Source organism: Buttiauxella massiliensis (assembly GCF_902500225.1).
Lineage (GTDB): Bacteria > Pseudomonadota > Gammaproteobacteria > Enterobacterales > Enterobacteriaceae > Buttiauxella > Buttiauxella massiliensis.
The window spans coordinates 1-14,513 of the sequence record NZ_LR722660.1 but is presented as its reverse complement, the minus strand read 5'-3'; the positions used below and the strand labels follow the sequence as shown (position 1 = coordinate 14,513).

The following is a 14,513-nucleotide window of genomic DNA, read 5'->3' as shown; positions in this document are numbered from 1 at the left end:
TGAAGGTTCAACACCGTCTTTATAAAGCCACGTAAGTCTGATTTCGTCAATTGCTACGAAATCGTTTCAGCAAACGAATAAATTGCGCTAATTCATGAAATTTAATTACTAACTTCGTAGATAAGCGTTTCTTATGAGGATCCGCTAAAAAGTAGCTTAAAAAGGGGGCAAAACCCCCATACACGCTATTTTTCAATGCCAGCAAAAATGATGCACTACCTGAGTAATCAGTTTGCGAGTTGGCTCGATAAAACGTGTTTCGATGTATTCATCCGGCTGGTGCGCCTGGTTGATGGAACCAGGGCCAAGTACCAATGTCGGGCAAAGAGTCTGAATAAATGGCGCTTCGGTGCAGTAGTTCACCACTTCCGTTTGCGCGCCGAGTAATTTCTCAACCACTTGCACCAACTGATGATCTTTGGCGCATTCATAGCCAGGAATTGGCGGGTGTAGTTCAGAAATCGTCAGGCGACCCGGCCATTTCTGGCTCACCGGTTCCAGCGCTTCGTTAAGCAAACCGTTTAGATCGTTTAATGTCAGCCCCGGCAGCGGGCGAATATCCATATGCAGTTCGCAACAGGCACAAATACGGTTGGCTGCATCGCCACCGCTGATATGACCGAGGTTTAGCGTTGGATACGGCACGGTGAAAGCATCGTGATGGTAACGCTCTTTCAGGGTGTTCTTCAGCGACATGATATGGCCAATTGCATCGTGCATCAGCTCGATAGCATTTACGCCGCGGGCAGGATCGCTGGAGTGGCCGGACTGGCCAAGAATACGAATCGCATTAGAGATATGGCCTTTATGTGCGCGGACTGGCTGCAAAGAGGTTGGTTCACCAATGATGGCGCAGTCCGGACGAATATGGGTTGTCTCAGAGAAATAGCGAGCGCCCGTCATCGTCGTTTCTTCATCAGCTGTTGCCAGAATATAGAGTGGCTTTTTAAGCTTCGTCACATCGACATCACGCAATGAATCAAGAATAAAGGCAAAGAACCCTTTCATGTCGGCTGTGCCGAGACCGTACAGCTTGTTTTCGTGTTCGGTCAGCGTGAACGGGTCGCGTGTCCAGCGGCCATCATCAAACGGCACCGTATCGGTATGCCCTGCCAGCAGTAAGCCACCAGCACCGTTTCCGGTACTCGCCAGCATATTGAATTTATTGCGCGTACCAGGAACCGGTTGTACTTCTACATTGAAGCCCAGGTCGCGGAACCATCCAGCCAATAAATTGATTAAAGACTCATTGCTCTGATCCAACGCGCTGTCGGTGGCGCTGATGGAAGGAGTCGCGATCAACGCGCGGTAAATCTCGATAAAAGGAGGTAATTTCATCTTCACTGTTGACAGGCCTTAGCTCGGGTTGGTATACATAATCATGCAGTTATATTGAATAAAAATACAATATTAGCTGCCGTAAGGGAACCCCAGGTTCCGGTGGATTTAACCACGTAATTATACGTTGGGTGATGGCTTACCAGCTGGCACCTTTAGCAGACACAACCTAAGAAGGTGTACAGCCGAGATGTTGAATACGCTGATTGTTGGTGCCAGCGGTTATGCAGGCGCAGAGCTTGTGAACTATTTGAATCGCCATCCTCATATGAACATAACCGCATTGATGGTTTCAGCGCAAAGTAATGACGCAGGAAAATTGATATCTGAATTGCATCCGCAATTAAAAGGTATTGTCGACATGCCGTTACAGGCGATGTCGGATATCAGCGAATTTACTGACGGTGTCGATGTTGTGTTCCTCGCAACTGCCCATGAAGTGAGCCACGATCTGGCGCCACAATTCCTGGCAAAAGGCTGTGTCGTTATCGACCTTTCTGGTGCATTCCGCGTTAACGATGCTGAGTTCTATCAGCGCTATTACGGTTTTACCCATCAACATCCGGAACTGCTGGAGCAGGCGGTGTATGGCCTTGCTGAATGGCAGAGCGACAAACTGAAAGAAACCAGTTTGATCTCAGTCCCTGGCTGCTATCCGACTGCGGCGCAACTGGCGTTAAAACCGCTGATTGATGCCGGGTTGCTGGATTTGACGCAGTGGCCAGTGATTAACGCAACCAGCGGTGTTAGTGGAGCAGGGCGTAAGGCCGCGATTTCCAACAGTTTCTGCGAAGTCAGCTTGCAACCGTATGGCATTTTTAATCATCGCCATCATCCAGAAATTTCGACGCATCTTGGTACTCCGGTGATTTTCACACCTCACCTGGGCAATTTCCCGCGTGGGATTCTGGAAACCATTACCTGCCGCCTGAATGTGGGTGTGACGCAGCAGCAAGTTGCCGATGCTTTTAACCAGGCATATCAAGATAAACCACTGGTACGTCTGTATGACAAAGGCGTGCCGGCACTGAAAAATGTGGTTGGGTTACCATTCTGCGATATCGGTTTTGCGGTGCAGGGTGAACATCTGATTGTCGTCGCCACGGAAGACAATCTTCTGAAAGGCGCATCAGCTCAGGCTGTGCAATGCCTGAATATTCGTTTTGGCTTTGCCGAAACGCAGTCTCTTATTTAATTGATGCCGGGTGACATGATGAATCCATTAATTATCAAATTAGGCGGCGTACTGCTCGATAGCGAAGAAGCGCTCGAGCGCCTGTTTACGGCGCTGGTGAACTATCGCGAATCCCACCAACGCCCGCTGGTGATTGTGCACGGTGGCGGTTGCCTGGTGGACGAGTTGATGAAAAAGCTCTCGTTGCCAGTGACAAAGAAAAACGGCCTGCGTGTCACGCCTGCTGACCAGATTGACATTATTACCGGTGCCCTGGCGGGTACGGCGAACAAAACCTTGTTGGCGTGGGCGAAAAAGCATGGCATCAATGGTGTCGGTCTTTGCCTCGGTGATGGCGACAGTGTGACGGTCACAAAACTGGATGAAGAACTGGGCCATGTGGGGCTTGCAAAACCGGGTTCGGCTAAGCTGATTACCACGCTTTTAGATTCTGGTTTCCTGCCGATTGTCAGCTCTATTGGCGTCACTGCTGAAGGTGAGTTGATGAACGTGAATGCTGATCAGGCGGCGACCGCTTTGGCCGCAACGCTTGGTGCAGATTTGATTCTGCTGTCAGATGTCAGCGGTATTCTGGATGGCAAAGGGCAACGTATTGCAGAAATGACGGCGGCGAAAGCTGAGCAGTTAATCGCTCAGGGCATTATTACCGACGGCATGATAGTGAAAGTTAACGCGGCGCTGGATGCAGCACGCACGCTGGGTCGCCCGGTGGATATCGCATCCTGGCGCCATGCGGAACAGTTACCATCATTATTTAACGGTGTAGCCATTGGCACCCGGATCTTAGCTTAATTTTAAAATAAGTTTTTGAAGGATAAGACAATGCAAAATCACGGCATCAAAAAAATCGTTCTCGCATACTCTGGCGGCCTTGATACTTCAGCCATTATTCCCTGGCTGAAAGAAAACTACGGCGGCTGTGAAGTGGTCGCATGTGTGGTGGATATCGGCCAGGACCGTGAAGACCTGAAAGGCGTTGAGCAAAAAGCACTGCGTTCCGGTGCAACTGAATGCTACGTCGTCGATGCGCGTGAAGAGTTCATTAGTGATTACGTTTACCCAGTATTGCAGACCGGCGCACTGTACGAAGGCACCTATTTACTGGGTACTTCTATGGCGCGTCCGCTTATCGCTAAAGCGCTGGTGGATGTGGCAAACAAAGTGGGCGCAGATGCGCTGTGCCACGGTGCGACCGGGAAAGGTAACGACCAGGTGCGTTTCGAATCAGCATGGGCGGCACTGGCTCCACATCTGAAAGTGGTTGCGCCATGGCGTGAGTGGAACCTGCGTTCCCGTGAAGCACTGCTTGATTACTTGAAAGAGCGTGACATTCCAACTACCGCTTCTCTTGAGAAAATCTACAGCCGTGACGAAAACGCATGGCACATCTCAACAGAAGGCGGCGTGCTGGAAAGCCCGTGGAATGCTCCGAACAAAGATTGCTGGGTCTGGACTGTTGATCCTAAAGAAGCGCCAGATCAGGCTGAAGAAGTTACCGTTACGGTTAAAAAAGGCAAAGTCGTTGCCGTAAACGGCGAAGCGATGACTCCGTTCCAGTGCCTGGAAACCTTGAACAAGATTGGTTCTAAGCACGGCATCGGTCGTATTGATATCGTCGAAAACCGTCTGGTAGGGATTAAATCCCGTGGCTGCTACGAAACTCCAGGGGGCACCATCATGATGGCTGCACTGCGCGGTGTTGAGCAGTTGGTTCTGGATCGCGATAGCTTCAAATGGCGCGAGCAGTTGGGCCTGGAAATGTCTTACGTGGTTTACGACGGTCGCTGGTTCGCACCACTGCGTAAATCTCTGCAGGCTTCTGCGGAATCACTGGCAGAAGAAGTGAACGGTGAAGTGATTATTGAGCTGTATAAAGGCCATGTCACTGCGAAGCAGAAAAAATCTCCGAACAGCCTGTATAGCGAAGAGTTCGCAACGTTCGGCGAAGATGAAGTGTATGACCACAGCCACGCGGGCGGCTTTATCCGTCTGTTCTCGTTGTCGTCACGTATTCGTGCTTTAAACGAACTTAAGAAGTAATCAGGCTATCTTACTTGTCATTTTGAACCCGGGCAGTGCTCGGAATCCTCACGTACTTCATGTACGCTCCGGTTCCTGTGCGCTGGCCGTGTCCAAACTGCCTTCGACGATAACGCCTGACGGTAGTCGAATCATTTAATTAATGGAGCATCAATATGGCACTTTGGGGTGGACGTTTTACTCAGGCAGCAGACCAACGTTTCAAATCGTTCAATGATTCATTGCGCTTTGATTACCGACTGGCTGAGCAAGATATTGTGGGTTCTGTCGCCTGGTCCAAAGCGCTGGTTACCGTTGGTGTTCTGACTGTTGCTGAGCAGCAGGAGCTTGAGCAGGCACTGAATTTCCTGTTGGAAGAAGTGCAGGCCAATCCGCAAGCGATCCTTGAGAGCGATGCGGAAGATATTCACAGTTGGGTGGAAGGCAAACTGATTGATAAAGTCGGTGCGCTGGGTAAAAAACTCCACACTGGCCGTAGCCGTAATGACCAGGTCGCCACTGACCTTAAACTGTGGTGCAAAATGCAAATCAGTGAATTGTTGGGGGTGACTCGCCAACTGCAACATGCGCTGGTTGAAACCGCTGAGAATAACCAGGATGCAGTCATGCCGGGTTATACGCACCTGCAACGTGCACAGCCGGTAACTTTTGCACACTGGTGCCTGGCTTACGTTGAAATGCTGGCGCGTGATGAAAGCCGTTTGCAGAGCACGCTGGAGCGCCTCGACGTTAGCCCGCTGGGCAGCGGCGCACTGGCTGGTACAGCCTATGAAATCGACCGTGAGCAACTTGCTGGCTGGTTAGGTTTTGCATCTGCGACGCGCAATAGCCTGGATAGCGTCTCTGACCGTGACCATGTGCTTGAACTGCTTTCTGACGCGTCCATCGGTATGGTTCACCTGTCCCGTTTCGCAGAAGACCTGATTTTCTTCAATACCGGGGAAGCTGGGTTTGTTGAGTTGTCTGACCGCGTGACCTCTGGCTCTTCCTTGATGCCACAGAAGAAAAACCCGGATGCGCTCGAGCTTATCCGTGGCAAATGTGGCCGTGTGCAGGGTGCTCTGACGGGTATGATGATGACCCTGAAAGGGCTGCCGCTGGCGTATAACAAAGATATGCAGGAAGACAAAGAAGGTCTGTTCGACGCGCTTGATACCTGGATGGATTGCTTGCATATGTCCGTTCTGGTGCTCGATGGTATTCAGGTTAAACGCCCGCGCTGCAAAGAAGCTGCCGAGCAGGGTTATGCCAACGCAACTGAACTGGCTGATTACCTGGTAGCGAAAGGCGTACCGTTCCGTGAAGCGCACCATATTGTGGGTGAAGCGGTCGTAGAAGCGATTCGCCAGGGCAAAGCGCTGGAAGCATTGCCGCTTGCTGATTTGCAGAAATTCAGTGCCACAATCGGTGATGATGTTTATCCCATTTTGTCATTGCAATCATGCCTGGATAAGCGCTCAGCCAAAGGCGGCGTTTCTCCTCAGCAGGTAGCATTGGCGATTAGCGATGCGAAGCAGCGCCTGGTGTAAACGTTTTGCAGGATAAAATGAGCCTGGCCTTGTGCCGGGCTTTTTTTGTATCTAACGGATAAAAAAAGAGCGGACATAATGTCCGCTAAATGATTCACGTTGGCTTCAGTACTTTGTTCGGAGAACAGGGGGTTTCCCTACAACACAACCGCGATCCATGGATGGTTTGTGCTGTTGATGGCTATTATTCAATATGAATGGTTGATAGGGATAATCGTTCGTTGCTATGATTTCTATCGCCATGGGCTATCATGGCGACGGAGGATAGAGAATGAATATTCGTGATCTAGAATACCTGGTGGCGCTGGCTGAGCATCGTCACTTTCGTCGGGCAGCGGACGCCTGCCATGTCAGTCAGCCAACACTGAGCGGTCAAATACGTAAACTTGAAGATGAACTCGGCGTGATGCTGCTTGAACGCACCAGCCGTAAAGTGTTGTTCACTCAGGCGGGTTTGTTGCTGGTGGACCAAGCTCGCACAGTGCTGCGAGAAGTTAAAGTCCTAAAAGAGATGGCGAGTCAGCAGGGCGAGGCGATGTCCGGGCCGCTGCACATTGGCTTGATCCCAACCGTTGGGCCTTATCTGCTGCCGCAGATTATCCCGATGCTGCATAAAACTTTTCCCAAACTAGAAATGTACCTGCACGAGGCGCAGACCCATCAGCTATTAGCGCAGCTTGATAGTGGGAAACTCGACTGTGCGATTCTCGCTTTGGTGAAAGAGAGCGAAGCCTTTATTGAAGTGCCGCTGTTTGATGAGCCAATGATGCTGGCGATTTACCAGGACCACCCGTGGGCGGACCGTGATCGCGTGCCATTATCGGATCTTGCGGGTGAAAAACTGCTGATGCTGGAAGACGGGCACTGTCTGCGCGATCAGGCACTGGGTTTCTGCTTTGAAGCGGGCGCTGAAGAAGACACGCATTTCCGTGCAACCAGCCTTGAAACGCTGCGTAACATGGTGGCAGCCGGAAGTGGGATAACATTGTTACCTGCGCTGGCAGTTCCAAACGAGCGCTGTCGTGACGGCGTGGTTTACCTGCCATGTTATAAACCCGAGCCGCGTCGTACTATCGGCCTGGTTTATCGTCCGGGTTCTCCACTGCGTGGTCGCTATGAGCAACTAGCAGAGGCCATCCGTACACATATGGATGGCCATTTTGAGCCAGAGTTAAAACAAGCGGTTCAAGCCGTTTAAAGCCGCTACCCGATAGGCTTCCGCCATGGTCGGGTAGTTGAAGGTGGTGTTAACAAAGTACTCGATCGTGTTACCACCACCTTTCTGCTCCATAATCGCCTGGCCGATGTGAATAATTTCGGCCGCGCGTTCACCAAAGCAGTGGATCCCTAAAATCTCTTTCGTCTCACGATGGAAGAGAATTTTTAGCGTGCCCACGTTCATACCGACAATTTGCGCTCGAGCGAGATGCTTGAACTGTGCGCGACCCACTTCATACGGTACCTTCATCGACGTTAACTGCTGTTCGGTTTTCCCGACGGAACTGATTTCCGGAATGGTATAAATACCGGTTGGAATATCTTCAATCAGATGCGCCGTTGCTTCGCCTTTCACCAGGGCTTGGGCCGCGATTCTGCCCTGATCGTAAGCCGCTGATGCCAGGCTCGGGTAACCAATCACATCGCCAACGGCATAAATATGCGGCTGTGCGGTCTGGTACATGCTGTTGACCTTCAACAGACCACGGCCATCGGCTTCCAGTCCTACATTTTCCAGTGACAGCGAATCGGTATTACCCGTGCGCCCATTCGCATAAAGCAGGCAGTCAGCCTTCACTTTTTTACCAGATTTTAGCGAGACAATGACGCCATCTTCCACGCCTTCGATGTTCTCAAACTCTTCGTTGTGGCGAATAACGACGCCGCTATTCCAGAAATGGTAAGAGAGCGAGTCGGACATCTCCTGATCGAGAAACGCCAACAGGCGATCGCGAGTATTAATCAAATCAACCTTGACGTTCATGCCACGGAAAATCGACGCATACTCGCAACCAATCACCCCTGCGCCATAAATAATGACGTGGCGGGGTTCGTGATGCAGGTTAAGAATGGAATCGCTGTCGTACACACGCGGATGGCTGAAATCGACTTCTGGTGGACGATAAGGGCGCGAGCCACAAGCAATAATGAACTTCTCGGCGGTGATCATCTCCACCGAACCATCGTGACATTCCAGCGAGATAGTATGTGCATCTACAAAGCGTGCATCGCCCTGCAACATCTCGCAGCGGTTACGCTCATAAAAGCTCTGGCGCATGCGAGTTTGTTGGTTAATGACGCTATCAGCGTGATTAAGAATATCGGCGAAGGAAGAACGGAGGAGATGTGTGTGGTCGCTATATAAAGGATTTTGGTTAAATTCGATAATGCGGCTGACTGCGTGGCGCAGCGCTTTTGAGGGGATGGTTCCCCAGTGAGTGCAACCGCCACCCACGTTATGGTAGCGCTCAACAACGGCTACCCTTGCTCCGAGTTTCACCAGCCCCATTGCGGCACCTTCGCCGCCAGGACCGGAACCAATTACTATTGCGTCATAATCGTAGGTGTGTGACATGGTAAGGCTTACCTGTTCTTATACATAAAAGCAACACAATGGTAACATCAACAGCGGGATAACCCAATTATCCTTGTGCTTTTTGCTGCGTTACGCGAGGCGGCTCGCGTAAACAATCATTCACAATCCTGTATAAAACCAGTTAAGTTATTCTCTGGTATAGTGCGAGTTCGATTAAGAGATTCAGGCAATATGATGGGTGTAAGAGCGCAACAAAAAGAAAGAACCAGGCGTTCTCTGGTCGAAGCCGCGTTTAGCCAGTTAAGTGCTGAACGAAGTTTTGCCAGCCTGAGTTTGCGCGAAGTCGCCCGTGAGGCTGGTATAGCGCCAACATCGTTTTATCGCCACTTTCGTGATGTTGACGAACTGGGTTTAACAATGGTTGATGAAAGCGGCCTGATGCTGCGCCAGTTAATGCGCCAGGCTCGCCAGCGAATTGCCAAAGGCGGGAGCGTAATTCGTACTTCTGTCTCAACATTTATGGAATTTATCGGTAATAATCCCAACGCATTTCGTTTGTTGTTACGTGAGCGTTCTGGAACGTCTGCCGCATTTCGTGCCGCTGTTGCCCGTGAAATTCAGCACTTTATTGCGGAACTTGCTGACTATCTGGAACTCGAAAATCGCATGCCGCGCAGTTTTACTGAAGCGCAGGCGGAAGCGATGGTTACGATTGTCTTTAGTGCTGGTGCCGAAGCGCTGGACGTTGATGCCGATCAGCGTCGTCAGCTTGAAGAGCGCCTGGTACTTCAGTTACGCATGATTTCAAAAGGTGCGTACTACTGGTATCGCCGGGAGCAAGAGAAAGTAGCATTAGCTCAAATATCTTCAGAGTGAGTAAAGGAAGAGCAATGAAACAGTTACAAGAGAGAGGTACGCTCGGGCTGGCGTTTATTGCAGGCCTGGCAATTAACGGAACGTTTGCCGCGCTATTTAGCTCGGTTGTGCCGTTTTCCATTTTCCCGATGATCACGCTGGTGCTGACGGTGTACTGCTTGCATCAACGTTATCTGAACCGCACGATGCCAGTTGGCCTGCCAAGTATTGCTGCGGCGTGCTTTGTGCTGGGTGTCTTGTTATATAGCGCCGTTGTGCGGGCTGAGTATCCGGCGATTGGCTCTAACTTCTTGCCTGCGGTGCTTTCAGTCGCATTGTTGTTCTGGATTGGTTTCAAAGTTCGCGCCCGTAAAGCGCAGGTAACTGAATAGTATTCTTAGCCAGAAATAAAAACGGACGCCGAGGCGTCCGTTTTGCTATTTGCGTGTCAGCCACACACCGCATTCCATATGATGCGTATACGGGAACTGGTCGAAGAGCGCCAGGCGCGAAATATTATGGGTTTCGTTTAATACTTCCAGATTCTCGCATAGGGTCTGCGGGTTGCAAGAAATATAGAGAATACGTGGGTATGCCTGCACCATCTTCACTGTGTCTGCATCCAGGCCGCTACGCGGTGGATCGACGAAAATGGTTTCGCACTGATAGCCTTTAAGGTCGATACCTTCCAGACGCCTGAACTCGCGCACGCCATTCATTGCCTGAGTAAAATCTTCAGCCGCCATACGTATAATTTGCACGTTTTCAATTTCATTCGCCGCAATGTTGTACTGCGCAGCAGCAACAGATGGTTTGGCGATTTCAGTCGCCAGTACGCGGTTAAAGTTACGCGCCAGTGCCAGCGAGAAGTTACCGTTACCACAGTACAATTCCAGCAGATCGCCCCTGGAACCCTGAGTTGCATCCAGTGCCCATTCCAGCATATGAACATTCATCGCGGCATTCGGCTGAGTAAAACTGTTCTCAACCTGGCGATAAATCATCTCTTTACCGGCAACGGTTAAACGCTCATCGATGAAATCCTGATCTAACTCGATTTTGGTCTTTGTAGCACGGCCAATTAAATGAACGTTGAAACCCTGAGCACGCAGGTTATCGCGCAATGCTTCAGCGTGTTGCTGCCACTCTTCACCCAACTTGCGATGATAAAGCAACGAAACCACAGCCTGATTGCTCATGGTAGTCAGATAATCAATCTGGAAAAGCTTAAAACGCAGAGCGGGAATATCGCGCACACCATCGAGCATTGCTGGCATTAGTGCGTTGATAAGTTCACTTGCTGCCGGGAAACTATTAACCCGAATACGTTGCTTGGTTTCCTGGTCAAACATGATGTGGTACAGGTCGTCTTCATCGTGCCAGATGCGGAATTCAGCGCGCATCCGGTAATGGCTGACCGGTGAACGGAACACCTCCGGCGCGGGAGCTGCAAAAGGGGCCATCATGCTTTGCAAGCGGGCGACTTTTTCGGCCAGTTGCGCGTCGTAAAGTTCTATCGGGAGATGTTCTGGAGTCATGAGTTGCTACCTGTTAGTAAAGTCAAACTACGCGGCGATTGTAGGGATTAGGCTCGTGATGTCCAGCGCTGTTGCATTTTGATGCTTATAGACAAGCTTATTAACAAAATCGTAGCATAGCGCTTCCGGCCTTTTTATAAGTTATACCCGAGAAACTTCGAGATGCAGGTAGGCGGCAAACGAGCAAATCCCGATGAGCTTACTGAAGTAAGTGATTCGGGTGAGTGAGTGTAGCCAACACCCCTGCATTTTGAAGGGCGACGGGTATAAAGGGAACCCAGTGTAATTCTGGGGCTGACGCGCAGCGGTAAGGAAGAGCGGGATGAGTGCCAGGTGCAGACACTGCTTATAGAAGTGGGAAGTCATCATCCAGAAGTGAACGCCTCCAAGCCCGAAGACCTGCCGGTATACGTCGCAATCTGCATAACTATCGCGTGCTATCGGTTATGTCTGCGGCATCCTTGATTTAAAAGCGGATGCTTATATAAATGAAGTTAAAAAAACTTTCGCTGCTTACGGCGTTGTCCGTAACGGCTTTTTCTGGCTGGGCGCAAGACAGCAATTCCGAAGAAAACCTGGTGGTGACGGCAAATCGTTTTCAGCAACCGGTTAATACGGTGCTGGCTCCGACTTCGATTGTAACGCGTGAGGATATCGACAAGTGGCAGGCTAAATCTCTTGTTGATGTTATGTCGCGTTTACCTGGTGTGGATATTGCGCAAAGCGGGGGATTGGGCACGTCATCTTCTACTTTTATACGTGGTACTGAATCTCGTCATGTACTGGTACTGATCGATGGTATTCCATTGAATAATGCTGGCATTAGCAACGTTGCAGATTTAAGTCAGATCCCCGTCTCGTTGGTACAACGCATTGAATACATTCGCGGCCCGCGCTCGGCGTTGTATGGCTCGGATGCAATTGGTGGTGTGATCAATATCATCACTGGTAGAGATGAACCGGGTGGGGAAATTTCAGCAGGTATAGGCTCAAAGGGTTATCAAAGCTACGATGGCTCCTTCCAGCAAGTATTTGATAAAACGAAAATCACTCTGGGTGGCAACTATACCTATACGCATGGATTTGATATCGCTGCGCAGGACGCACCTCGCCAGCCCGATCATGACGGTTTCATGAGCAAGTCACTTTTTGGTTCTGTTGAACAAAATATAACTGATAGCTTGAGCAGTTTTGTCCGCGGTTTTGGCTATGATAACCGCACAGCGTATGACGGTTATGAGCACTACGACGCTAATTTTATGGTGGATGGCACGCCAGATACCCGCCAGCTTTATAGCCAGAGCTGGGATACTGGGTTACGTTACAAGCAAGGGAGTTATCAGTCACAACTGGTCGCAGGTTACGGTCGCAGTAAAGACCAGAACTATGATCCGAGTAAAGGCCGCTATTCTCCCTCCGCAACTATGGATGATGTAAAACAGTATACGGCTCAGTGGCTGAATACATTTTCCGTGGGCCACGGCAATATTGGTGTGGGAGTTGATTGGCAGAAACAGAAAACTCAAGCAGGAACGGGCTACCTGGTCAACGGCTACGAACAGCACAATACTGGTGTGTTCTTTTCTGCAATGCAGCAGTTTGACAAAGTAACTCTGGAAGCAGCTGCGCGGAATGATGATAACTCCAACTTTGGTAACCACAGCACTTGGCAAACTAGCGCTGCGTGGGAGTTCATCGACGGATATCGAGTTGTTGGTTCTTACGGAACGGCTTTTAAAGCAGCGACTATGAGTCAAATCCATAGCGCGAGTTACGGCAACCCGGATCTCAAGCCTGAAGAAAGTAAGCAGTGGGAAGGTGGTTTTGAAGGACTGACCGGTCCGGTTAACTGGCGTGTGACGGGATATCGCAACGATATCGACAACTTGATTGATAGTGCGAGTGCCTACCCCTATCGTTTTTACAATATTGGTGAAGCACGTATTAAAGGTGTTGAAGCGACGGCACAGTTTGATACTGGCCTACTGGGGCACCAAATTTCCTATGATTATGTTGACCCGCGTAATACAAAAACGGATGAAGTGCTGGCTCGACGTTCTAAACAGCAGTTGAAGTATCAACTTGATTGGCAGCTTTGGGATCTAGACTGGAATGTTGCTTACCGTTATCTGGGTATCCGTTATGACGTCTCATATGATCCAGACACTCAGACCTCCGAGCGAGTTAAATTGGGTGGTGTGAGCCTATGGGATATTGCAGCTTCATATCCAGTAACCTCTCATCTCACCGTTCGTGGTAGAATCGCCAACCTGTTCGATAAAGATTACGAGACGGTCTATGGCTATCAAACCCCAGGACGGGAATACTACCTCACTGGCAGCTATACCTTCTAATACACATCCCACCGTACTGGTTTTTGACTCCGGTGTCGGTGGGCTTTCTGTGTATGACGAAGTCCGGCAGCTTTTGCCTGACCTGCACTATATATATGCTTTCGATAACGTAGCATTTCCCTACGGCGAGAAAAGCGAAGAATTCATTGTTGAGCGCGTAGTTGAAATTGTTACTGCGGTTCAGGAACGTTACCCGCTCGCACTCGCCATCATCGCCTGCAATACGGCGAGTACTGTTTCGCTTCCTGCCCTCCGTGAGAAATTTGCTTTCCCTGTTGTAGGCGTTGTTCCAGCTATTAAGCCTGCTGCACGTCTGACGACTAATGGAGTGGTGGGCCTATTGGCGACTCGCGGTACAGTTCGCCGTCCTTATACGCACGAACTGGTCGCACGCTTTGCGTCGGAATGCAAAATCGAAATGCTTGGCTCGGCAGAGCTGGTGGAATTAGCAGAAGCCAAGTTGCACGGTCATCCTGTTGATCTCGAGGAACTGCGCAAGATTCTTCGCCCATGGCTACGAATGAAAGAGCCGCCGGATACCGTAGTATTAGGTTGCACCCATTTCCCTCTATTAGAAGAAGAGTTGCTGGAAGTCCTGCCGGAAGGAACTCGGTTGATAGATTCAGGCGCTGCAATTGCTCGCCGTACGGTATGGCTTTTAGAACATGAATCTCCGAATGCATTATCTGCAGATGAGAATATTGCGTTCTGCATGGGGCTCACGCCAGAGATTGCTCAATTAGCACCCGTTTTGCAGCGTTATGGCTTCCCAAGGCTTGAAAAACTAGCTGTTTGCAGCGAATTTGAATAAAAAAGAGACGGTTGAAATAAAAATTGAAAATAGGGGTTGTCAGCTTCCAGAAAATCCCTATACTGCGCCTCCACTGACACGGCACAACGGCTTACAAACCGGCCCGTCAGCCAGATGAAAAGCGAAAATAAACGCTTGACTCTGAAAGAGGAAAGCGTAATATACGCCACCTCGAGTTAGCAAGCGAAAGCGCCTAACTCACTGCTCTTTAACAATTTATCAGACAATCTGTGTGGGCACTCGCAGGATTGATATCTCAGATACCTTCGGGTATCAAAAAAATATCAAGTCTTGAAGAGTGACCAAGCAGTAATTCATTT

The 14,513-nt window shown here is 50.1% G+C and carries 12 protein-coding genes and 1 riboswitch; of the genes, 9 read left to right on the top strand and 3 right to left on the bottom strand.

From position 1 onward, the window contains the following. Nucleotides 1–192 precede the first annotated feature (192 nt). A complete protein-coding gene (gene argE / locus GC128_RS17375; protein WP_151995349.1) occupies nucleotides 193–1,344 on the bottom strand; it encodes an acetylornithine deacetylase in 1,152 nt (383 codons plus the stop codon). 184 nt (nucleotides 1,345–1,528) lie between these two features. On the opposite strand from argE, the gene argC reads away from it, so the two are divergent. The 5 genes from argC (at nucleotide 1,529) to oxyR (ending at nucleotide 7,300) form a co-directional block, all read left to right on the top strand. Then, nucleotides 1,529–2,533 (top strand): N-acetyl-gamma-glutamyl-phosphate reductase, encoded by a 1,005-nt coding sequence (gene argC / locus GC128_RS17370; RefSeq protein ID WP_151995348.1) that lies wholly within the window; start codon nucleotides 1,529–1,531, stop codon nucleotides 2,531–2,533. Nucleotides 2,534–2,548: 15 nt separating this feature from the next. Beyond that, nucleotides 2,549–3,325, top strand: coding sequence for an acetylglutamate kinase (gene argB, locus GC128_RS17365; RefSeq protein WP_120066756.1), 777 nt, complete (start codon nucleotides 2,549–2,551; stop codon nucleotides 3,323–3,325). A 30-nt stretch (nucleotides 3,326–3,355) separates the two neighbouring features. Beyond that, nucleotides 3,356–4,573 (top strand): argininosuccinate synthase, encoded by a 1,218-nt coding sequence (locus tag GC128_RS17360; RefSeq protein WP_064515111.1) that lies wholly within the window; start codon nucleotides 3,356–3,358, stop codon nucleotides 4,571–4,573. Nucleotides 4,574–4,728: 155 nt separating this feature from the next. Further along, the gene (gene argH / locus GC128_RS17355) at nucleotides 4,729–6,102 is read left to right on the top strand and encodes an argininosuccinate lyase (protein ID WP_151995347.1); all 1,374 of its coding nucleotides are present in this window, start codon (nucleotides 4,729–4,731) and stop codon (nucleotides 6,100–6,102) included. A gap of 271 nt (nucleotides 6,103–6,373) precedes the next feature. Then, nucleotides 6,374–7,300, top strand: coding sequence for a DNA-binding transcriptional regulator OxyR (gene oxyR, locus GC128_RS17350; RefSeq protein WP_151995346.1), 927 nt, complete (start codon nucleotides 6,374–6,376; stop codon nucleotides 7,298–7,300). Here the strand turns inward: oxyR and sthA are convergent. Beyond that, nucleotides 7,274–8,674, bottom strand: a complete 1,401-nt coding sequence (gene sthA, locus GC128_RS17345; RefSeq protein ID WP_034461384.1) for a Si-specific NAD(P)(+) transhydrogenase — start codon at nucleotides 8,672–8,674, stop codon at nucleotides 7,274–7,276. The genes oxyR and sthA overlap by 27 nt on opposite strands. Before the next feature lie 192 nt (nucleotides 8,675–8,866). Between sthA and fabR the strand changes: the two genes are divergently transcribed. Next, nucleotides 8,867–9,511, top strand: a complete 645-nt coding sequence (gene fabR, locus GC128_RS17340; protein ID WP_151995345.1) for an HTH-type transcriptional repressor FabR — start codon at nucleotides 8,867–8,869, stop codon at nucleotides 9,509–9,511. A gap of 14 nt (nucleotides 9,512–9,525) precedes the next feature. Then, nucleotides 9,526–9,882 carry a YijD family membrane protein gene (locus GC128_RS17335; protein WP_151995344.1) on the top strand — a complete coding sequence of 119 codons (357 nt, stop codon included), beginning with the start codon at nucleotides 9,526–9,528 and terminating at the stop codon, nucleotides 9,880–9,882. A 45-nt stretch (nucleotides 9,883–9,927) separates the two neighbouring features. Here the strand turns inward: GC128_RS17335 and trmA are convergent, their stop codons facing one another. Then, complete coding sequence (trmA, locus tag GC128_RS17330) at nucleotides 9,928–11,028, bottom strand: tRNA (uridine(54)-C5)-methyltransferase TrmA (protein WP_151995343.1); 1,101 nt, start codon at nucleotides 11,026–11,028, stop codon at nucleotides 9,928–9,930. 245 nt (nucleotides 11,029–11,273) lie between these two features. Then, nucleotides 11,274–11,449: riboswitch (cobalamin riboswitch) on the top strand. A 67-nt stretch (nucleotides 11,450–11,516) separates the two neighbouring features. Here trmA and btuB point away from each other — a divergent pair. Beyond that, nucleotides 11,517–13,382 carry a TonB-dependent vitamin B12 receptor BtuB gene (gene btuB, locus GC128_RS17325; protein WP_151995342.1) on the top strand — a complete coding sequence of 622 codons (1,866 nt, stop codon included), beginning with the start codon at nucleotides 11,517–11,519 and terminating at the stop codon, nucleotides 13,380–13,382. Continuing rightward, nucleotides 13,327–14,193: a glutamate racemase gene (gene murI / locus GC128_RS17320; protein ID WP_151995341.1), complete on the top strand. Its 867-nt coding sequence runs from the start codon at nucleotides 13,327–13,329 to the stop codon at nucleotides 14,191–14,193. Before btuB ends, murI begins: the two co-directional genes overlap by 56 nt. The last annotated feature ends 320 nt before the right edge of the window (nucleotides 14,194–14,513 follow it).

Excerpts from the sequence above, each read along its gene's own strand:
- btuB (WP_151995342.1), top strand. The coding sequence starts at position 11,517 with ATGAAGTTAAAAAAACTTTCGCTGCTTACGGCGTTGTCCGTAACGGCT.
- GC128_RS17335 (WP_151995344.1), top strand. The coding sequence starts at position 9,526 with ATGAAACAGTTACAAGAGAGAGGTACGCTCGGGCTGGCGTTTATTGCA.
- sthA (WP_034461384.1), bottom strand. The coding sequence starts at position 8,674 with ATGTCACACACCTACGATTATGACGCAATAGTAATTGGTTCCGGTCCT.
- argC (WP_151995348.1), top strand. The coding sequence starts at position 1,529 with ATGTTGAATACGCTGATTGTTGGTGCCAGCGGTTATGCAGGCGCAGAG.
- fabR (WP_151995345.1), top strand. The coding sequence starts at position 8,867 with ATGATGGGTGTAAGAGCGCAACAAAAAGAAAGAACCAGGCGTTCTCTG.
- argH (WP_151995347.1), top strand. The coding sequence starts at position 4,729 with ATGGCACTTTGGGGTGGACGTTTTACTCAGGCAGCAGACCAACGTTTC.
- oxyR (WP_151995346.1), top strand. The coding sequence starts at position 6,374 with ATGAATATTCGTGATCTAGAATACCTGGTGGCGCTGGCTGAGCATCGT.
- argB (WP_120066756.1), top strand. The coding sequence starts at position 2,549 with ATGATGAATCCATTAATTATCAAATTAGGCGGCGTACTGCTCGATAGC.
- GC128_RS17360 (WP_064515111.1), top strand. The coding sequence starts at position 3,356 with ATGCAAAATCACGGCATCAAAAAAATCGTTCTCGCATACTCTGGCGGC.
- murI (WP_151995341.1), top strand. The coding sequence starts at position 13,327 with ATGGCTATCAAACCCCAGGACGGGAATACTACCTCACTGGCAGCTATA.
- trmA (WP_151995343.1), bottom strand. The coding sequence starts at position 11,028 with ATGACTCCAGAACATCTCCCGATAGAACTTTACGACGCGCAACTGGCC.